This is a genomic window from Thalassospira sp. GO-4 (genome assembly GCF_023588965.1).
Taxonomy (GTDB): Bacteria; Pseudomonadota; Alphaproteobacteria; order Rhodospirillales; family Thalassospiraceae; genus Thalassospira; species Thalassospira povalilytica.
Genome location: NZ_CP097807.1, coordinates 46,954 through 66,291 on the forward strand (window position 1 = coordinate 46,954; position 19,338 = coordinate 66,291).

The 19,338-nt window shown below is 55.3% G+C and carries 18 protein-coding genes; 12 read left to right on the forward strand and 6 right to left on the reverse strand.

Going from position 1 to position 19,338, the window contains the following annotated elements; genetic code table 11:
• The first annotated feature begins 15 nt into the window (after window positions 1–15).
• Window positions 16–936 (forward strand): DMT family transporter, encoded by a 921-nt coding sequence (locus M9H61_RS00240; RefSeq protein WP_206927212.1) that lies wholly within the window; start codon window positions 16–18, stop codon window positions 934–936.
• 247 nt (window positions 937–1,183) lie between these two features.
• Entirely contained in the window at window positions 1,184–2,617 is a 1,434-nt protein-coding gene (locus M9H61_RS00245; RefSeq protein ID WP_206927213.1) for a methyl-accepting chemotaxis protein, read from the forward strand.
• A 30-nt stretch (window positions 2,618–2,647) separates the two neighbouring features.
• Here M9H61_RS00245 and M9H61_RS00250 read toward each other — a convergent pair whose 3' ends face one another.
• A complete protein-coding gene (locus tag M9H61_RS00250; protein ID WP_250282744.1) occupies window positions 2,648–3,778 on the reverse strand; it encodes an AbrB family transcriptional regulator in 1,131 nt (376 codons plus the stop codon).
• A gap of 239 nt (window positions 3,779–4,017) precedes the next feature.
• Between M9H61_RS00250 and M9H61_RS00255 the strand changes: the two genes are divergently transcribed.
• Window positions 4,018–4,650 carry an alpha/beta family hydrolase gene (locus tag M9H61_RS00255; RefSeq protein WP_250282746.1) on the forward strand — a complete coding sequence of 211 codons (633 nt, stop codon included), beginning with the start codon at window positions 4,018–4,020 and terminating at the stop codon, window positions 4,648–4,650.
• A gap of 86 nt (window positions 4,651–4,736) precedes the next feature.
• Here M9H61_RS00255 and M9H61_RS00260 read toward each other — a convergent pair whose 3' ends face one another.
• A complete protein-coding gene (locus tag M9H61_RS00260) occupies window positions 4,737–5,174 on the reverse strand; it encodes a VOC family protein (RefSeq protein ID WP_250282748.1) in 438 nt (145 codons plus the stop codon).
• Between the two features lie 124 nt (window positions 5,175–5,298).
• On the opposite strand from M9H61_RS00260, the gene M9H61_RS00265 reads away from it, so the two are divergent.
• The 4 genes from M9H61_RS00265 to M9H61_RS00280 all read left to right on the forward strand — a co-directional run bounded on the left by M9H61_RS00265 (window position 5,299) and on the right by M9H61_RS00280 (window position 9,315).
• Window positions 5,299–6,003: a YafY family protein gene (locus tag M9H61_RS00265; protein ID WP_256469472.1), complete on the forward strand. Its 705-nt coding sequence runs from the start codon at window positions 5,299–5,301 to the stop codon at window positions 6,001–6,003.
• Window positions 5,987–6,421: a TfoX/Sxy family protein gene (locus M9H61_RS00270; RefSeq protein WP_250282752.1), complete on the forward strand. Its 435-nt coding sequence runs from the start codon at window positions 5,987–5,989 to the stop codon at window positions 6,419–6,421. Before M9H61_RS00265 ends, M9H61_RS00270 begins: the two co-directional genes overlap by 17 nt.
• A gap of 166 nt (window positions 6,422–6,587) precedes the next feature.
• Complete coding sequence (locus tag M9H61_RS00275; protein ID WP_250282753.1) at window positions 6,588–8,540, forward strand: bifunctional diguanylate cyclase/phosphodiesterase; 1,953 nt, start codon at window positions 6,588–6,590, stop codon at window positions 8,538–8,540.
• A gap of 160 nt (window positions 8,541–8,700) precedes the next feature.
• The gene (locus tag M9H61_RS00280; protein WP_250282755.1) at window positions 8,701–9,315 is read left to right on the forward strand and encodes a hypothetical protein; all 615 of its coding nucleotides are present in this window, start codon (window positions 8,701–8,703) and stop codon (window positions 9,313–9,315) included.
• A 19-nt stretch (window positions 9,316–9,334) separates the two neighbouring features.
• Here M9H61_RS00280 and M9H61_RS00285 read toward each other — a convergent pair whose 3' ends face one another.
• On the reverse strand, window positions 9,335–11,398 hold the full coding sequence (locus tag M9H61_RS00285; protein ID WP_250282758.1) for a SpoIIE family protein phosphatase: 2,064 nt from the start codon (window positions 11,396–11,398) through the stop codon (window positions 9,335–9,337).
• Window positions 11,399–11,401: 3 nt separating this feature from the next.
• Entirely contained in the window at window positions 11,402–11,707 is a 306-nt protein-coding gene (locus tag M9H61_RS00290) for an STAS domain-containing protein (protein ID WP_101247874.1), read from the reverse strand.
• A 168-nt stretch (window positions 11,708–11,875) separates the two neighbouring features.
• Here M9H61_RS00290 and M9H61_RS00295 point away from each other — a divergent pair, with 168 nt between their 5' ends.
• The gene (locus tag M9H61_RS00295) at window positions 11,876–13,474 is read left to right on the forward strand and encodes a sigma-54 dependent transcriptional regulator (protein ID WP_250282760.1); all 1,599 of its coding nucleotides are present in this window, start codon (window positions 11,876–11,878) and stop codon (window positions 13,472–13,474) included.
• A gap of 46 nt (window positions 13,475–13,520) precedes the next feature.
• On the opposite strand, the gene cobD is transcribed toward M9H61_RS00295, so the two are convergent.
• Entirely contained in the window at window positions 13,521–14,597 is a 1,077-nt protein-coding gene (gene cobD, locus M9H61_RS00300; RefSeq protein ID WP_250282762.1) for a threonine-phosphate decarboxylase CobD, read from the reverse strand.
• Window positions 14,598–14,739: 142 nt separating this feature from the next.
• Between cobD and M9H61_RS00305 the strand changes: the two genes are divergently transcribed.
• Both M9H61_RS00305 and M9H61_RS00310 read left to right on the forward strand, forming a co-directional pair.
• On the forward strand, window positions 14,740–15,615 hold the full coding sequence (locus tag M9H61_RS00305) for a phytanoyl-CoA dioxygenase family protein (protein WP_250282763.1): 876 nt from the start codon (window positions 14,740–14,742) through the stop codon (window positions 15,613–15,615).
• Between the two features lie 131 nt (window positions 15,616–15,746).
• Complete coding sequence (locus tag M9H61_RS00310; protein ID WP_250282765.1) at window positions 15,747–16,088, forward strand: Hpt domain-containing protein; 342 nt, start codon at window positions 15,747–15,749, stop codon at window positions 16,086–16,088.
• Window positions 16,089–16,223: 135 nt separating this feature from the next.
• On the opposite strand, the gene M9H61_RS00315 is transcribed toward M9H61_RS00310, so the two are convergent.
• Complete coding sequence (locus M9H61_RS00315; protein ID WP_250282767.1) at window positions 16,224–17,375, reverse strand: Xaa-Pro peptidase family protein; 1,152 nt, start codon at window positions 17,373–17,375, stop codon at window positions 16,224–16,226.
• 291 nt (window positions 17,376–17,666) lie between these two features.
• Here M9H61_RS00315 and M9H61_RS00320 point away from each other — a divergent pair, with 291 nt between their 5' ends.
• On the forward strand, window positions 17,667–17,864 hold the full coding sequence (locus M9H61_RS00320) for a hypothetical protein (protein WP_082817667.1): 198 nt from the start codon (window positions 17,667–17,669) through the stop codon (window positions 17,862–17,864).
• 349 nt (window positions 17,865–18,213) lie between these two features.
• Complete coding sequence (locus tag M9H61_RS00325; RefSeq protein WP_231856641.1) at window positions 18,214–19,302, forward strand: ABC transporter substrate-binding protein; 1,089 nt, start codon at window positions 18,214–18,216, stop codon at window positions 19,300–19,302.
• The last annotated feature ends 36 nt before the right edge of the window (window positions 19,303–19,338 follow it).

Below are 19,338 nucleotides of genomic sequence, written 5' to 3' on the forward strand. Positions count from 1 at the left end.
ATCGGATAACCTGTTATGTCTGAAACTTCCGCGCTTCGTGCCACCAGTGCGACGGAAAGCCGACTTGTCGGTGTGACATCTGCCTTGGCGACGGTTTGTATCTGGGCCGGTTGGCTTATTGCGACCCGTTATGCCATGACATCAAGCTTTACAGCTGTGGATATTGGTCTTTTGCGCTTTGTGGTGCCGTTTGTTCTGCTTGCCCCGATCTGGCTGAAAAAAGGCATCTGGCCCAAGGGGCTTTCGATTGCCAACGGTCTTTTGATGCTGGTCGGGTCGGGGGCGTTTTACACGCTGATGGTTGCCAGTGCGCTGCAATTTGTTCCGGCCAGCCATGTGGGCATTTTGTTGCCTGGTGTGATGGCGGTCTGGGCGGTTCTGATTGCTGTTGTGATGTTTGGCGAACGTCCGGGCAAGCTACGTTTGACCGGGTATGGTGCGGTGATTGTCGGGGTCTTGTCGCTTGTGGCGCTTAAACCGGCCGGCGAGGTCAGCAGTGACATGTTGCTGGGCTATGGCCTTGTTTCAGCCGGGGCGTTCATGTGGGCGTGTTACACCCATGCCATGCGCCAAAGTGGCCTTGGCGCGCTTGAGGCCGCGGCCTTTGTCGGTTTCTGGTCCTTTGTGATCATGGCCATCATTGCGGTCTTTACCGGTACCACGCTTGCCGATGCGCCGGTTGGCGATGTCATGATGCTGTTGACCGCTCAGGGGCTTTTGGCCGGTTGTGTCGCGGTGATTACCTATGGCCTTGCCGTGCGTCATATCGGATCAACTGGTGCGTCGGCATTCGGGGCGATGACGCCGGCCCTGACAGCACTTGGCGGTGTGATCCTGCTGGGTGAGCAGGGCAACCTTGCGCTGGCACTTGCCGTGGTGCTGGTGATCCTTGGTGTGATGATCGCATCGGGTGTCTTTCGCAAGGTCAGGGTTTAGGTCCGCCAAGCCCTGATCTGCTGTTTCACGCACCAAATGGCGTGGCAAAGCACCTTTAGCCCGGCCTAAATGATTGATTGTATTGCACACGCGAAATGTTCTTTTCGCGTGTGCAATAGTACGCTAATATTCCCTTGTGACCGGGCAATGGCGCCCGGACATTTCGATGATTAGCAGGCAACGAGGCTTGCATGACCTGTTTGGTTTCCGTTCGGGGACCGAACTGTTTCAGCCTCGGAGTTTCAAGATGCTTGCCGGTTTCATCCGTTCTGTTTCCCCCGAAAACGATCCGCAATTCCGTCGCGCGCCCGATGGTTCTGCACTGGTTGATATTTTGCGTTTGCTGCGCAAGGTCAGCACGGTCGCAGACGAGGCCCGCGCACGCGATGAGGCGATTGGCGATATCCTGACCGCGGTTTGTGATTATTGTGCATGGCCGATCGGGCATGCCTATTTGCGATCGGGTGATGAATTGTCATCAGCGGGCATCTGGTCAATCAGTTCATCAATTTCCGATGCAAAGATTGCCGATTTCCGGGCCCAGTCCGAACAGACTGTTTTTGCCCTGGGGCAGGGATTGATCGGCAGCGTCGCGGCCAATGGTACGGCGGTTTGTATCGCGGATGTCACGCAAAAGGATGGTTTCCTGCGTGCGCCGTCTGCGGCACGAAACGGGCTTCGGGGATGCTTTGCCCTGCCGGTCAAGCTGGCAGGTCGCACAGAAGGCGTGATCGAATTTTTCAGCCCCGACATTGCCCGACTTGATGATGAATTGCTTGAACTTCTGGGATTTGTCGGCGGGCAGGTTGCCCGCATTCTGGAACGTGAACAGGTTTTGAAATCGCGCGAGCAGCTGGCATCGGATTTTGAAAATCAGGTTCAGGGCACGGTCGGGATGCTTGGCGCTGCGGTCAGTCAGGTGCGCAGCGCGCTTGACGTTCTGGGCGACAGCCATGATCAGACGCGCAACTGCAATCAGGGGATCGCGCAGGCGGCACAAAGTGCGCTTCAGCGGATCGAAAATGTTGCCCAGCAGATGGAAACTCTGAAAAGCCAACTGGTGCATGTTGGCGGCGAGGCGGCCGAAACCGTGCGCACCACCCACGAAATCGGGTGTCAGGCCCGTGACATGCGCGAAACATTTGCCACTCTTCAGGCCCGCGCCGCCGATGCGGAAAAGATGCTGTCATCCATTTCAGCGATTGCCGCACAGACCAAGATGCTGGGTCTTAATGCATCGATCGAAGCTGCGCGCGTCGGTGAGGCCGGCAAGGGGTTTGCGATTGTCGCCAAGGAGGTCAAGGCCCTTGCCGGGCAATCTGCCAGTGCAACAGACGAGATTTCGCGCTGGATGGAGCTGATGCTTGAAACCATTGCCAAGGCCGGCAATGACATCGATCAGATTGCCCTGGCGATGGATACCTTGCAGGCGCGATCCGAAACCACTGCCGCACAAACAGAAGAACAGGCCGAAATCTGTATTTCCGTCGCATCGGGGGCAACCAGTGCCGTTTCCGAAGCACGGTCGGTCGGGGACAGTGTCGAAGAAATCACCAATGCCATCGCCCATGCCGATGCGGTTGCCGGTGAACTCAGCGATGCGGCTGCAAATCTTGAAACACAGGGAAGTGAGCTTCGCACCCGGGTCGAAGGCTTTATCGGCAAGATCCTTACGATGTGACCTGATATCCGCGTGTGCAGATGTGATCCATCAGGCCTTCTCGTTTTCGGGGCCGGTCAGATGGGCGGTGCGCCGTGCAACCAACCGGGCAAGCGGCGCACCAAAGGCAAGGACCATGAAAAACCGGGTGGCCTGCAACACCAGTATGAATGACAGATCGACATTGGTGCTGGCAGCAATGATCGCGACCGAGTCAAGTCCACCCGGACTTGTCGCCAGATAGGCGGTCAGCGGATCAACATCCATGAAGATCACCAAAAGACCGGAAATCCCCGCACAAAAGCCGATCAGCATGATGATCGACAACAAGACCTTGGGAAAGGCATGGGCGGCGTGGCGCAAGACCGGCGGGGTGAATTTAAGCCCGATCACCCAGCCGATCATCGCATAGGTCAGGCCCAGAAACCATTCGGGCAACACCACATCGATATAGCCGCTGACATGCAGGATCATGGTGACAATGATCGGTATCAGAAGGGTGCCCGACGGCAGGTGCGATTTTTCCCCGACAAGGCAACAGATAGCAGCCAGCCCAAGCGTGATCGCAAAGCCCGGCACATCAAGCGGCGGGAACCATTGATGCGCCAATGCCGCGGCGGCGGCAACTTCGGGATCAACCCAGAAATTGGCAACACTGGATGCCACGGCAACCACGATCACCACCCGGACATATTGCATGAAGGCAACAAGACGGGCATCCGCGCCAAAGGCCTCGGCCATGATGACCATTGCCGATGCCGCCCCGGGGGATGAACCCCAGATGCCCGCGGTTCCCGGCAGAACCTGTTTGACGCACAGGATCCAGCCCAGAAAGCTGCTGGCCAGAAGCGTTATGGTTGTGACCCCGATGATCAGCGGCCAGTCCTGGACAAAGGATGTCAGGATGCCGATGGTCATTGATCCGCCAATCATCACGCCGAGCACGGATTGCGCCCCGAGATAAAGGGATTTCGGCGGTGTGATGGTGGCACCATTGGTCCCCATGACAATACCGATAATCATCGGCCCGACCAAAAGCGCAGCAGGCACATGCCAGCGATGAAGCAGCACCGAAAACACCAGCGATACCGATACCATTACCATCCACTGGACCGGCTTGGGCAATCGGCCAAGGCGTTCATTTGATGGTATTTCGGGTGTTTGTTGCGGTTCTGATGACACGATGATTGCCTTTGCAAACAAAAGGATCGGCATATCGCGGGTGGCGCGATCTGACAGATATCGGCACAAGGGGCTTGCCGACCGGGTGGGGCAGGCAATTATAACCTTATAATCATTCAGGAATCGAGCTTTTGCAAAAGAGGTAATCTCTGCAACTGTAATTAGCTGCACGTAGCGTTACGCATCGCAGCCGTGTGGTTCTGCGATCTGGTCTGCAAGGACTGTCTGGAGATTGTCTGATGACGACGTATGAGATCCCGTTTCTGTTTGACGGGGATGAGAAGGCCGGTTTGACCATCGCGCTTGCACATGGTGCCGGGGCGCCGATGGACAGTCCGTTCATGAATGAAATGGCGGGGGCACTGGCTGCTGGCGGTTTGCGGGTGGCACGGTTCGAGTTTCCCTATATGGCCAAACGCCGGGTGGATGGCAAAAAGCGCGGACCCGATCGCGCCGCAGTTCTTTTGCCGTTTTTAGGCGAGGTTGTGCGACAGCTTGGCGGGCCGGAAAACCTGATACTTGGTGGCAAATCAATGGGTGGCCGCATGGCCAGCATGGTGGCAGATGATCTTGGCGTGACGGGGCTTGTATGTCTTGGATATCCGTTCCATCCGCCGGGCAAACCCGAAAACCTTCGGACCGAGCATTTGGCCAGCCTTGTAACGCCCGCACTGATTTGTCACGGAACGCGCGATCCGTTTGGCAAACCTGACGAGATCGCCGGGTACGATTTGTCAAAGGCGATCGGGCTGCATTGGGTTGAGGACGGCGAACATGATTTCAAGCCGCGCAAAAGTTCCGGACGGACGCAAAGCCAGAACATTATCGAGGCGGCCGGTGCGATATCGGATTTTGCCCGAAAACTGACCTGATGATACCGGCCCGCCATTGACTGGCGGGCCGGTTTGGTTTGGGTTGATTTGGGGCGTCCAAGTCGTGCGGTTTGGCGCAAGGGGGATCAGGCCAGAATGGCCTGGGCATCATCAAGGAAGTGATGGGCATATTCCGGTGCGATTTTCCCGGTCTGGCTTGCGATATCAAGGCGCACGCCATTGGGATCAAGCAAGGCAAAATGGCGTTGCCCCCACGGTTCGTCACGCACATCCATGGCGAATTCGAAACCGGCATCGCGCAGTTCGCGGGCGGCAGTTCCCGCATCTTCGACTTCAAGACACATCACACTGCCTTCGCCAAGGGTGGCGGCATGGAATATGGCTGGCTGGGTTTCGTGACCCGGTTTCATCAGGCCAAGCTGAACGGACGGAAAATCCGACCAGACAAGCTGGCAATACCAGTCGCCATCAAACACCGGGGTAAAGCCAAGCTTTTTGTAAAAGGCACGGCTTTGGGTGAATTTGTCGGTGATGATGATGGGGTATGAGTTGGTGACTTTCATTGTCGTGCTCCTGACATTGGTGTTTGATCCTGTCCCGATTTCTCAATGGTTGCACATCCCTCCTGACAGGAGCCTGTCAGGAGCGGTATGATAATTTTCAGGGCAGGATGACGAAGGAGCGATCATGAGAAGGGCCGACCGATTATTTCGCCTTGTTCAAATCTTGCGCCGCCGGAAATTGTGCCGGGCATGTGATTTGGCCGAGGAACTCGAAGTTTCCGAACGTACGATTTACCGCGATATTCGCGATCTTGCCGCGTCCGGTGTCCCGGTCGAAGGCGAGGCCGGTGTCGGCTATATCCTGCGTGACGGGTATGATTTGCCACCCTTGATGTTTGATGCCGACGAGATCGAGGCCCTGGTGGTTGCAGCCCGCATGGTGCAAAGCTGGACCGATCCGCAGATGGCCCGCGCGGCCGGAGATGCCCTGACCAAGATCGAAGCCGTCCTGCCGGAAAAAATGCGCGGTCTGATTGGCGGGGTGCCGATTGCCGTTGCCGAAATTGCACAGGAACCGATTTCGATTTCGATGCCGGATCTGAGGCGGGCCATTCGGGAACGCAACCTGATTGATATTGATTATACCGATGCCAAGGGCGACGAGACCAAACGTCGTGTCTGGCCGTTGGGAATGCTGTTCTTTGGCAGTACCTGGCTGTTGGCGTGCTGGTGCGAATTGCGCGAAGCATTCCGGGTGTTTCGGGCCGACCGTATCCGGGGCATGGAAATTTCAACCAGCAAATACCGCCCGGTTCCGGGGCGTTCTTTGCGCGATTACCTGATTTCCGAAGGTGTTGAAGGCGAAATCCTTAATGGCATCGGTCGATAACGAATTTGTTCTGACATTTGCAGAGATCCTTGCGCCTTTGGGCGCGATCCGGATCAAACGGATGTTTGGCGGGTTTGGCCTTTATTGCGACGGGGTGTTTTTTGCCATCGTTGCCAATGATGTTGCCTATCTCAAGGGGGATGAACAAACCCGCAAGGCATATGATGAGATGGGCATGGCGCCGTTTGTTGTGCCATCGGGACGCGCGCAGACACTGTCCTATTTCGAAGTGCCCGGTGAATGGATCGAGGATGGCGATCAACTGATGGCGTTTGCCCATATGGCACTTGGCGCGGCCCATCGTGCCCGGACGATCAAGGATGCCAGGGGCAAAAGAGTGCGCAAGACTGCAAAGCGCAAAGCAACAGACAAGCCATCAAACAAGCCAGTGGTCAAACCGACCGGAAAAGGCGGCTAACGGGCCCGTTGGTGCGCAGTTTGTGTGGTACAGCCAAAACCGCTTAAAGTGGTGGTTTTATAAATAAATACGCGCTTTTGGCGAGTTTGGCGATCAAGGTATGTTATCTAATATAAATTCTGTGTAGTATTTTGCTACGACAATGAAAGTATTAGGTTCCTGATCCGTGGCAGTCGGCGAGTTTGGGCAACGTGTTGCCGATATCTTCAGAATACATACAGAGAAACCGGAACTGATCCGTGCACAGGTAAGGGCCCTGTCGCGGCAGATACCGGTGCTTTACATGTTGCTGCTGGCCAATGCGGTTGCGCTGGCCTACACCCATTACGGGGTCGCACCGGACTGGCTGACGATTTATGCCATCGGCATTCTTGCGGTGGTGTGCGTTGTGCGCGCCATTTCATGGAGCCGGGCGGGGCTTGATGTCAGTGACATTGCGGTCTGTATCGGGCATCTGCGCAAAATACGGGTTCTGGCGGCGGCGATCGCCGTGCTTTTCACGGCATGGGCGATCACGATGTTTGGCTATGGCGACCCGTATCAGAAGGGGCATGTTGCCTATTTCATTTCGATCACCGTTGTTGGCTGCATCTTTTGTCTGGTCAATTTCCCGCCCGCCGCGATGCTGGTGGTGGTGATCGTTCTTGGCACCTTTGTCATGTTTTTCGGGTTGAGCGGCAATGAAGTCTATGTCGCGATTGCGGTGAATATGGCGCTGGTGTCGGTGATGATCATTCAGATCATCCGAAGTTTTTATTCCAACTTTGCCGGTTTGATCGATACCCAGCTTGATCTTGAAGATCAGCACCAGACAACGATCGAGCTGTCGCGCCAGAATGAGGCGCTTGCACTGATTGACGCATTGACCGGGCTGTCCAATCGCCGGGCCTTCTTTGCCATGCTCGAACAAACGGTCGCGCAGGCCGGTCCCAATGACCAGTTTGCCGTTGCGATGATTGATCTGGACGGCTTCAAGCCGGTCAATGACGTGCATGGTCATCCGATCGGTGATGAGTTGCTGATCCAGGCCGGGATGCGGTTGCGCCGTATTCTTGGGGATGAAACATTGCTGGCACGCCTTGGCGGTGATGAATTTGGCGTCATTCTGACCAAAGGCCGCGATGCCATCGAACTGATCGAACTCGGATGTGAACTGTGCAAGGCGCTGAACCGTCCATTTGTTCTAAGCAACATCACGGTTCAGGTATCCGCATCCCTTGGTTTTGCGACATATCCAAGTGTGGCACGCAATTCGAACGGATTGTTCGAACGTGCGGATTTTGCGCTTTATCACGCCAAGAAAAATTGCCCGGGCGAACCGGTGCTGTTTGCAGCCCACCATGAAACATTGATCCGTCATGATTCCCAGATCGAGCAGGCCCTGCGCAAGGCTGATCTTTCGCGGGAATTGTCGCTTCATTATCAGCCGGTCTTCAACATCAAGACCGGCCGGGTCAATTCGATTGAAGCCCTGGCACGTTGGGACAGCGAAACAATGGGCCGGGTTTCGCCCGCAACGTTTTTCCCGGTCGCCGAAAAGACCGGCCAGGTCAGTTTCCTGACCCGTGTGTTGTTTGAAAAGCTGCTTAAAGATATGGCGGGTTGGCCGGGGAATGTGCAGGTATCGTTCAATCTGTCAGCCCGCGATATTGTTTTGTCCGATACGGTTGAATGGTTGATCGAACAGATTACGCACAAGAATATCGATCCCGCACGGCTGACATTCGAGGTTACCGAAACTGCATTCTTGCGCGATTTCGCCGCGGCACGCACCAGCATCCGCTATTTGCGCCAGCATGGGGCACGTGTCGCCCTGGATGATTTCGGGATCGGCTATTCCAGTCTGCGCTATGTGCATGAACTGGAATTTGACGCGTTGAAGGTCGATCGCAGCTTCATCACACCGCTTGCCAATAACGAACGCAGCCGCCGTATTGTTAAAACCGTTGTCGATATGTGTGCCAATCTTGATATCGATTGCGTGCTTGAAGGTATTGAAACCGAAAGTCAGCGCGATGCGGTCATGGCGCTTGGCGGGCGGTTGATGCAGGGCTATTTCTTTGCCCGCCCGGACCGGGAACCACGGTTGATGGCACTTTCGGATGCGCTTCGGGCGTGAATATCCTGCCTGTGTCAGAAAAACAACAAACGGTGCAATCGGTGCGACTCGGTTAATCTTCCCGCAACCAGATGACGTTAATCTGTTCTGAACGGGATCATTGCCATCAGGCCAAAATGACAATGGTTCCCGGTTTTTGGCGAGAACGGGGCATCTGGCAATGTCGTCTCAAACACAGATTTCGCAGACATCTGAAATCGCAATCGCGGGGGAGATTGACCTTGCCCCCGAAATCCGCACGCGTCTGCGTCAACTGATTGACAGTCTGCCAAGCCAACCGGCGCGGCTGCGCGTTTTGGGGCATGTTCTGCTTGATCTTGGTTTGAGTGATCTTGCGCTGAATGCGTTCGGTCGGGCGTTGCTGATTGATGATCTTGATGCCGCGACCCATCTGGGACTGACCCGGGTTTATATCCAGACGGGCCGTCGTGACACCGGGCTTGAACATCTGGAAATCGCCATCAGTTTGCGTCCCGATGCCCGTGAGTTACGGGTATTGGCCGCCGATCTTCTGGGATGCCGGGATAAAATGCGGGCGCTGGATCAGTTGGGTAATGTTCTTGCGGCTGAGCCCGATCATGCCGGAGCGCGCAAGGGGCTTGCCAATCTGGTGCGCACGGTTATTGCCGGACGCATCGAAGCCAAAAAACGCGATATCGTCATGCGTGACCGGGCCGAACCGATGGTCGATCACAGCCAGTTTGTCTGGAGTGACGCCGAACCGTTTGGTGATCTGGTCCATTCATCGCTTGGACGGGCGCGTTACCATTCCTGATGCCTGAATGTCCCCTGCATCAAATGGCGCAGGGGATTGGCGTTGATTGCAACGAAACGATGGTAAAGTCGTCGGCAAGCTGAGCCGGGGCGCGGTCCATGAACTGATCGGCAATCTGGGCGGCCAGATCAATTTCCGACTTACTTTCAACAATGGTTTCACGCAGCATCGACAGCAGCTTTTCCTCGCTCAGGAACTGGCCGTCATCAAGTGTGGTTTCAATCAGCGCATCACTGTAAAGCAGCAGGAAATTGGCACCGGTAAACGGCACCTCGCGGGTTTCGTAACGTGCATTGCGCACCACGCCAAGCGGGACACCCGATCCGTCCAGATACCGTGCCTGACCAGTCAGGCTGTTGCCCAGAACCGGGGATGTGCAGGCCGCACTGGCATAGGTGAACTTGCTTTCGACCCGGTCGATGATCCCGTACAGCATGGTGGCATATTGCCCGATCGGCAAAAGCCCCTTGAGATGGCGGTTCAGGTTTTCAAGATATTCGCCCGGCTCCCGGTCATGGAGCTGATCAGACCAGATCAGGGAATGCAGCCGGAATGTGTTCAGCGCAGCACCAAGACCATGTCCGGCGAAATCGACGATATAGACACCAAGCCGGTGTTCGTCGATCGGCATCAATCCCCACATATCGCCGCCAAGTTCCGATGACATCTGGAAAGTCGCACTGATCCGAAGCCCGTAATCAATACCGGTGCCGCGGTAGTTTTCCGGGGTGGGGTTGAGGTTTTCCTGCATGTCGCGCGCCATGGTCAGTTCAGAACGCGTGCGTTCCTGATAGGCTTGCAACTGTTTGACCAGAAGCCGGTTTTCAAGATGAATGCGTGTGCGCGCGATCAGTTCCGCCTTGTTAAGCGGCTTAAGGATAAGGTCGGTCGCGCCATCATCGAATATCCGTGTCCGGCCTTCGTTTTCTTCAAGGGCGGTCTGGGCGATGATCGGGGTTTCGGCGTAATCCGGATTGGCACGGATGGCCTTGCACACCCCGTAACCATCAAGTTTCGGCATGATGATATCAAGGATGATCAGGTCGGGATTATGGATTTTGACCTGATCAAGGGCATCTTCGCCGTCCTTGGCAAAGACCAGATTGGTAAACCCGTCCGATCGCAGATAGGACGCGATGATTTCGCGCGACAACATCGTGTCATCGGCAATCAGAATGGTTGCATTTTGCGGGTTGCGGATATCGGTATCGGGGGCCTGGTCTTTATTACCGTCCAGTTCGGATACAAAGATATCCGATGTCGTCAGAAGGTCGGCCTTGTCCTGATCAAATTGCAGCTCGATGCTGCGCCCGCTGCGCGAAAAGCTGACAGAATGGCACAGGCTTTTGATCAGCGGCAATCCGCGGCCAAATGTTGTTTTGCGCCCGGCCACCGCGGTTGAGCAGGAATCCGATGGCGGGGTAAAGCCATTGCCCTGATCATTGACGGTAATCACGATATGGCCGTTCTTTTTGCGGCGTGCGGTCAACAGAATGACACGTGCGCCATGCTTGCTTGACGCCAGCCGGCGTTTGGTTTCTTCGCCCAGTTCGGTGAAGCTGTCCATCGACAGATGGCCACTGGTATCGAGTTCGAGATTGCCGTGAATAAGCGAATTGGCGAAGGCTTCCTGAACCGCCATTTCAACGGTTGCCGCGATTTTTTCAGCGATCAGGCCACGATGGCGCAGGGCAGTCACGAATTTGCGCGCGACAGGAAGGTGATAGGCACTGCGCGTTGACATACAGACCGAAAGCGCATGGCTGCGCCCGCCATTTGTCGGGATCAGCGGTGCCAGATCGGCGAAATCGATTTCAGATGAACATTCAACAAACGTGTCGCAGTCCAGACGGGTCAGGCCGCCAAGCCATTCCCGTCCGACACCGGATGGCAGGAAACACACCGAAAACCGCCTGTTGTGCGAAAAGTCTTCGGGTGTTTGCCCCGTAACGCTTTTGACTGAAACACGATCCGGGGCATCCCAGAGAGAACTGCTGGCAAGGAGGGCATCAATGTCGCTTTGGGCAAGCGACTGCGCAATGGCGACCGAATGGGCGGTGCGGCTTTCTTTGCCAGCAGTCATATCTTAGTCTTCCAATTTGAACAAAGTATCGAAGCGGGCGACTTCAAGCATGCGCTTGACCTGTCCCTGTGCGCCGCGAATGACCACGGATGTGTTGGTCTTTTCGCCTTCGTCACGGGCAAGCAGCAGCATGCCAAGGCCTGCGGAATCGATGAATTCCACACCGGCAACGTCGAGGACATAGGTGTCCGAGCCGTGCGGGCGGATCTCTTCGATCAGTTTGCGAAAACTGGAATGGTCACCAAATGTAAAACGACCACTAAGTTCAACTTTTGTGGTCCCGTCGGCGGTTTCTGTCTTGTAGTTCAAAACTGGTACTCCTGGTGGCAGGTAACGGCGTAAAAACTATGCCTTTTTTAACCTTAGTCTGATTGTGTATGCTTTAGGAAGCCACTGCAAGAATGTTAGCAGTTGTGACGAACACAGCTCTATCGGTATGTTGGGCCATAGTGGCTATATCGGGACATGAACACGAAAATGCCAGATCAGGCACGCATTGTAATTGTGGAAGATACATTGTCGCTTGCGCGTGTGTATCAAGACTACCTGCGTGCGGATGGTCATCTGGTTGATCATGTGGTCAATGGCACGGACGCGATTGAACGATTGCGTCAAAACCCGCCCGATGTTCTGGTTCTTGATCTTGTTCTGCCTGACATGGACGGGCGTGACGTGCTGCGCAGTGCTGCCCAGATTTGCCCGGATTGCAAAATAGTCGTCATCACCGCGCACGGATCGGTCAATGTTGCGGTCGAAGCCATGCGCGAAGGGGCATGGGACTTTTTGTTAAAGCCGTTTACTGCCGACAAATTGCGTGAAACCGTGACCAAGGCGCTGGCCGGTGCGCCGTCAATTCCCGATGGACCTGATGTGGACCTTGCAGGGGCGGACACCGACGAGATGTATTTTGACATCATCGGCGGGTCGGACAATATGCGCGACATTTATCGCATCATTGAAAATGCCGCACCAAGCCGCGCGACCGTGTTCATCACCGGTGAATCGGGTACGGGCAAGGAACTTGCCGCCGAAGCCATTCACAGGCGGTCAGAACGTTCCAAGGAACCGTTCATACCGCTGAACTGTGGTGCCATTCCCAAGGACCTGATGGAAAGCGAGATTTTCGGTCACGTCAAAGGGGCCTTTACCGGTGCGGTTTCCGACCGCGAAGGTGCGGCACACCGGGCCGAAGGCGGTACACTGTTTCTGGATGAAATCTGCGAAATGGATCTGGATCTTCAGACCAAGCTTCTGCGTTTCATCCAGACCGGCACATTCCAGAAAGTCGGTGGCAGTTCGATTGAAACGGTCGATGTGCGGTTTGTTTGTGCGACCAACCGTGATCCGCTTGAAGAAGTGCGTGCCGGGCGGTTCCGTGAAGATCTTTATTACCGTCTTCATGTGATCCCGCTTCATATGCCGCCCCTGCGCGACCGCGATAACGACATCCTTCAGATCGCCAATTTCTATCTTCAACGCTACACCCGCGAAGAAGGCCGTGACTTCGAACAATTCAGTCCGGAAGTATCCGCCCTGTTTGCGCGCTATACCTGGCCCGGAAACATCCGGCAGCTGCAAAACATCATCCGAAATATCGTTGTTTTGAATAACGGTACCGAAGTCACCCTTGCCATGGTGCCGCGTCCGGTCAATAGCGGGACCGAGGATGACCGTTTCGGGTCTGCGACAATCGAAGCCCCGCCGCCCCATCCGGTGGTCTCGCGTGATTCCGGGGGAAGTGGACGGCTGTGGGAAGGCGATCCCGAGGCGCTGGCCTTTCTGGCCGGGGCGCGCCAGATGCGCAAGGTTGTTGAAAATCACCAGTCAGACAAAAGCAGCCAGCTTGTCGGCACCAATGGTGCATCGAATGACCGCATAAGCATGCCGTCGCAAGGTCTCGGGGCGCCGGGACTGGGGTTTGGTGAAATCCGGCCACTTTGGCAGGTGGAAAAACAGGCGATTGAAGAAGCCATCGAACGTTGCGGCGGATCCATTCCGCGGGCTGCCGATGCGCTTGGCGTCAGCCCATCAACGATTTACCGTAAAAAACAATCCTGGGAAGAAAACGGTCTGTAAGACATTTGCGATCCCGACAGGTCAGAAGCGGCGCAAAGCTTTGCCGTCATGAACGATCCTGCCAGTCGTCAAGTGCGCTGATCAGGCGTTGCCAGTCATCTGACGTACCGGGAAAGCCAAACCGGATCTTGGCGCGGTCGTGATCAAACAACCGCACCAGAATGGTGCGCCGCGCCAGATGATCCGCCAGTTCGGCACAGTCGCCGCCATCATAATAGCGAAACAGATCGGTCGCCCCGCAAAGGGCAAGCGACGTCTTGGTCGTAACTTCCCGATCCAGTCGCAGACCATCGGCATGCAGACGTTGTCTGGTTCCTTGGTGCCAGTCTGTATCGGCAAATGCCCGGGTGGCGATTGTCATTGTCGGGCCGGGAATGGCCCATGGACCAATGCGTTCGCTTAGCGATGTGACCAGATCGGGGGCCATGACAACACACCCCAACCGGGTACCGGCCAGTCCGAAAAACTTGCCAAAGGAACGCAGCACCAATGTATGGGGTAAATCCGCGATCATCGGGCAGACCGACTGATCGGGCTGACAATCCATAAAGGCTTCATCAATGATCAGCCAGCTATCGGCCTGCCGGGCAAGCCGGGATAGTTCGCAGATATCCTTTACCGGGATAAGGCCGCCATCGGGATTGTTCGGATTGACAATGATGATGACGGTGCCCGGACCTGCCGATGCAAGCAGCCGTTTTGCATGATTAAGACGCGCATCTGCCGCGGTTTCATGGATGTGGCAAATGTGACCGGCCCGGTCCCAGCAACGCGCATGTTCGCCATAGGTCGGCCCCATGATATGCACGGCAGACACTTCGACATGATCCCTGATCCAGAACGGGATGGTCTGGATCAGCGCCTGGGTCCCCGGTGCGCAGGCAAGGTAAGCCGGATCTGGGATGCCGTAATATGCACAGGCAGCATCCCCAAGGGCTGTCAGTTCGGATGCCAGTGGCAGGCGTTGCCACTGAATGGCGGGGATGTCATCAACCTGATAGGGGCATGGATTGATCCCGGTGGACAGATCAAGCCATTCTTTGGCCGGAATACCGTATTTGCGTGCAGCAGCATCAATGGCGCCACCATGATTGATGGGCGCGGGCGTCCGGGATGATGTCATGTTGGGTGCCATTGAAAGAGCCAAACTCGTTTTTGAACGGGCAAACCAGTGCCACGGACCGTTTTGCCATGGCCGAAGGGGACTTGCCAATAGGGCGGGTGCTGCGTATCGTCCGGCCACCTTCAATACCGGACATTTGTCGATGATCACACCGAAAAACGCCATGCTGCCCGAACAGTGGCAAAAGCTTAATCCGCAATTGTCGATTTCTGATGGCGCACCAATCGGTCACGCGATCGAGGAAATCGGGGCGCGTGACGGCGGGTTTGATGGTGGTGTGCTTTCAGAGCGTTTCTGGGACGAGGGATATTTCCTGATCGAGGATGTTCTGCCGGTTGCCGAACTTGCCAAATTGCGTGACGGGATCGAAACCCTTGTTGCCAATGGCATGTCGCCCGCGCTGATCTATCTGTATGACGAGGCATGGCAGGTGTTTTTGCGCCTGCGACCGTTGCTTAGCCATTTTCTGGGCGACCGGATTGCGTTGTTGCCGCATTTCTGGGCCTGGCATGTTGATCCGGGCGAAGGCGGGCGCGGCTGGCCGCCCCACCGCGATTATCAGGGCGAAAGCGTCATTGGCGATGACATGCTGATCAGTCTTTCACTGTGGGTGCCACTGAGCAAGGCAAGCCCGGAAAACGGCTGTATGTACGTATTGCCGCGTTGTTTCGAAAGGTGTTATGGTGCGCCGGTAATGAAACCGCAAGACGTTTTGTTGCAGGATGTCAGGGCGTTACCGGCCGAACCCGGGGCGGTGATGGGGTGGCGGCAGGATTTGTATCATTGGGGTGGTCGGGCCAGCAAACATGCCACCGAACCACGGATCAGTCTTTCGCTGGAATTCCAGAATGCGGCCTTTGACCCGCTTGCCGAGGAGCTTCTTAGTCTTGAATGTCCGCCGGCCTTTGACAAACGGCTTGTGCTGATCGCGAACCAGTTCGAAAAATACCGGCATATGCAGGCCATAGACGACGCCACGGTAAACTGGGCGAAAGCGGTGCTGGAACATGCATCATGATGCCGCGGGGATGCGGTATCGATATGGGCGGTGATCCGGTTCATGGTCGGATGCAGTATCAATAATGTAGCGTCCCGGATATCGGGGATGTGTACGGTCTGAAACCACGACTTGTGACGAAAGATACATGAATGGATCTGATCGATAAAAGCCGGTTCGCAGAAGTCAGTTCAGCATTGGGCAAAGAACATTTTGGCATGCTGGTCGGGTTGCTGAGCTCATCCTATCAGGAAGAACGCGCGCGACTGGTGAATGCGGCAAGCAATCATGACAGCAAGGCCCTGCACGAAGCGGCCCACACCATCAAGGGGATGGCGGCAAATATGGCAGCAGCCAAACTTGCCGAAGAAGCCCGCCGCCTTGAAGGATATGACGGCGCCTTTGGCGACGAGATCAATGCAAGGATTGCCGAACTCGACAAGACGGCCGATGACACGGTCGCAGCCATGAAGGCCGAACTTGGCCTGATCTAGGTCTGATCTCAGCCTGACAAAGATGGCGCGGGGGCGCCAATGTTTGATCGGTGTCGGATCGATATCAAATCGGCATAGCGACTGGACTGAAAATGCAAAGGGCAACCCGACACAGGTTGCCCTTTGTTTGCATGATCAACGCGTGATCAGATCAAGGCCATGGCGCGATACGCTGTCATTGCCGGTTTCGGTGACAATGACCGAATGGCCTGGGCACATGGCAATCCCGCTTTCGCTGTCCATCAGGATCATGTGCAGGAAGAATACCATGCCCGGTTCGGCAATCACCGGGTTGCCGTGATAGAACATCGGCCAGTCCATCCAGTTCGGGGCAAAGGTCGTGCCCATCGAATAGCCACAGGCATTGAGCCGATGGGCGCGCATTCCGGCCTGATCACAGACCTTGGCATAGGCATCAAACACCTTGCCGATCGGCTCGCCGGGGCGAAGCGCCTCGCGGCAGGCAACCAGCGCATCGGTTGCGACCTTGTGCATTTCAATATGCCGGGGCAGGGCCTTGCCAACCGGGATGGTGCGCATCATCGCCGCATGATAGTGCCGATAGGCACCCGCCCATTCCAAAGTGATCTGGTCGGTCTGGGCGATATGTTTGCGCCCGGTGAAATACCGGCATAACAAGGCATCGCGCCCGGCACCGATAATGAATTCATTGCCCGGATAATCCCCGCCGCCTGCGAAAATAGCGCCCTGCATCGCCGCCAGAATATCGCCTTCGAATGCGCCGGGATGAACCGTATCAAGCGCAGCATCCCATGCGTCATCAGCCAGTTCGGCAGCCTTGCGGATATAATCAAGTTCGGCCGGGCTTTTGACGACGCGCAATTCGGAAACCAGTCCCGATGCATCTTGAAGCGTACAAAAGCCGTCCAGCGCGGTTTCAAGCTTTTTGCCATTGGCCGCGGTCAGGCCATAGGCCTCATACTCGACACCAAGGGTTTTGCCACCACAGCCGAATTCAGCCAGCATGTCGTGCAACTGGAAGGCCGGATTGACGTCAGGGCCATCGACCCAGATGCGGATATCGTCGATATCGGATGTATGTTGCGCCTGTCGCAGATCAGGTGCCCGCGTAATCAGTGCAACCCGACCGTCAACACCAAGATACAGGCACTGGAAAAACACATAGCCGAATGTGTCATACCCGGTCAGGTAAAACATGCTTTCCTGACGGAACATCAACAGCCCGTCGAGACCGGCCTTTTCGAGCTTTTCAATTGTTCGTGCGCGGCGGTTTGCCAGTTCCTGGCGTTCAAAATGCAATGCCATATGACACATCCCTGATCAGTGTTTTGTTCGATGCTATCAGAGATTTCAGGGCCTCCCAACAGAAATGACATTTCAACAATAAAGTGACGATAAATTGTGATGGTGGAGATGTTCCCGATACTTATTTTTCGTTCCAGATCAGGGGTATGACGCACATTTCCGGGAAAAACCGGGCAGGGGGAATAGAAATTCTTCCAAACTCTCCTACATGAATTGTTACGGCACTTTTACAGTTTCGGGGGGAAAGCACTGTGCCGAGATCGCTTGGACCGTCCCATAAAGGAGGCAAGAGTGGCGAGCTTTAACAGACTCTCGAAGTCAGAACGGGAAACATCCACGTTTCGTCCCTATAGAAAGCCGGACTTCAACAAATGGCGCAGGGATGATCTTTATCATCTTGCTCAGCAGCAAGGGATCGAAGATCGCGCCAACATGTCCAACGAGGAACTTGCCCGTGCACTTAGCCGTGCACAATCGGGTTCCCCGTAAGAGTCCCGCCCTTTAACGTCAAAATCGCGTACTGTCGGGCTGTTTCAGCCTGTTTCGTGCGGTGGACAAGATGATTATTCATCTATCCGCCGACAGTACCGTTTTGACGGTTTGTCATGCGCAAACAACAACTTGGATGGACTGCCAGATCAGGAAGATGTGGCAGTCATCATAATATTATAGGTATTCTAAATTAAATTCGCGCAGATCATTTGACCTTTGAAGCGAAATTCACTATCCGATCGTATGGATTGCTGAAATACGGTTTTGGCTGTGGCAGCGTTTCTTCGGGGAATGAGAAGTGCATAGGTTGTTTTGGGCTCTGCTTGGGGTCGGTTTATTGTGTGTTGTGGCAGCGCCATTAAAAACAAACGCACAACAAAATGGGGATCAGTCCGACCACATTCGTGTGGCCTTTATCAATCCGGGCTATGGTGATCGCGGGTTCTGGAAAGATGTTCGCGACACCATGCAGGCCGCAGCCGATCAGTTCGGCTATGAGCTGACGGTTTTTGACAGTGATCGTGACTGGAAAATGATGGTCGAAAGTGCCGAGCAGGCCTTTGCCATGCAACCACCCCCCGATTACATCATCGCGGTCAATGAACATCAGCAAGGAACGCGCATCGTGCTCGAAGCCGAAAAGCGCGGCATTCCGGTGATCATGCTGCTGAATGATCTTACCCAGGAACAGAAATACACCTATGGCACCCCGCGCAAGGATATCAAAAACTGGATCCTGACGCTGACCCCCGATAACGAACGCGCGGGCTATGATATTGCCCAGTCGCTGATTGATGGCGCGCGCCTGGCACAAGGGGACGCGATGCCCCAGACACTGTGTCTGTTGTCAATTGCCGGAGACCGCAACACCCCGGCATCCTTGCAACGCCTTAAGGGGCTTGATCACGCACTTAGCCGCTATCCGGTGTTGCGCGAACAGCGCCGTATCGTTGCGAACTGGTCATATGACGAAGCATTCCGCCAGACCGAGGCGTGGATAAAGCGCGGTGGCTGCATTGATGCGGTATGGGCGGCAAACGATAATATCGCCCTCGGCGCGATCGCCGCATTGAAAGAAGCTGGTCGGGTTCCGGGCAAGGATGTTTTTGTTGGTGGCCTTAACTGGTCAACAGAAGGACTTGATGCCGTAACCGATGGCGAGATGACGCTGACCCATGGCGGGCATTTTTTTGCCGGTGCCTGGGTGATGGTTTTGTTGCATGATTATGTTAATGGCGTTGAATTTCTGAAAGACCATCCCGAAATAACGTTTAGAATGGAAGCTGTTACGCGCGAAAATATGGCTGACTTTAATGACATATTGTTCACGCGGGACTGGGATAAAGTTGATTTTTCCCGGTTTAGTCTTGTCAACGCGCCCGTGGGGGCAGAATATCGGTTTGGGCTTTTGTCGCACGACAAAGAACATAATTAACTGAAAGCCCAAAAATCAGGACCACTTAAAAGTGAG

What these genes read in the sequence shown, in the direction of transcription:
- M9H61_RS00260 (WP_250282748.1), bottom strand. Translation starts at nt 5,174, where the DNA reads ATGAAAGTCACCAACTCATACCCCATCATCATCACCGACAAATTCACC.
- M9H61_RS00255 (WP_250282746.1), top strand. Translation starts at nt 4,018, where the DNA reads ATGACGACGTATGAGATCCCGTTTCTGTTTGACGGGGATGAGAAGGCC.
- M9H61_RS00315 (WP_250282767.1), bottom strand. Translation starts at nt 17,375, where the DNA reads ATGGCATTGCATTTTGAACGCCAGGAACTGGCAAACCGCCGCGCACGA.
- M9H61_RS00310 (WP_250282765.1), top strand. Translation starts at nt 15,747, where the DNA reads ATGGATCTGATCGATAAAAGCCGGTTCGCAGAAGTCAGTTCAGCATTG.
- M9H61_RS00270 (WP_250282752.1), top strand. Translation starts at nt 5,987, where the DNA reads ATGGCATCGGTCGATAACGAATTTGTTCTGACATTTGCAGAGATCCTT.
- M9H61_RS00265 (WP_256469472.1), top strand. Translation starts at nt 5,299, where the DNA reads ATGAGAAGGGCCGACCGATTATTTCGCCTTGTTCAAATCTTGCGCCGC.
- M9H61_RS00295 (WP_250282760.1), top strand. Translation starts at nt 11,876, where the DNA reads ATGCCAGATCAGGCACGCATTGTAATTGTGGAAGATACATTGTCGCTT.
- M9H61_RS00305 (WP_250282763.1), top strand. Translation starts at nt 14,740, where the DNA reads ATGATCACACCGAAAAACGCCATGCTGCCCGAACAGTGGCAAAAGCTT.
- M9H61_RS00280 (WP_250282755.1), top strand. Translation starts at nt 8,701, where the DNA reads ATGTCGTCTCAAACACAGATTTCGCAGACATCTGAAATCGCAATCGCG.
- M9H61_RS00245 (WP_206927213.1), top strand. Translation starts at nt 1,184, where the DNA reads ATGCTTGCCGGTTTCATCCGTTCTGTTTCCCCCGAAAACGATCCGCAA.
- M9H61_RS00285 (WP_250282758.1), bottom strand. Translation starts at nt 11,398, where the DNA reads ATGACTGCTGGCAAAGAAAGCCGCACCGCCCATTCGGTCGCCATTGCG.
- cobD (WP_250282762.1), bottom strand. Translation starts at nt 14,597, where the DNA reads ATGACATCATCCCGGACGCCCGCGCCCATCAATCATGGTGGCGCCATT.
- M9H61_RS00240 (WP_206927212.1), top strand. Translation starts at nt 16, where the DNA reads ATGTCTGAAACTTCCGCGCTTCGTGCCACCAGTGCGACGGAAAGCCGA.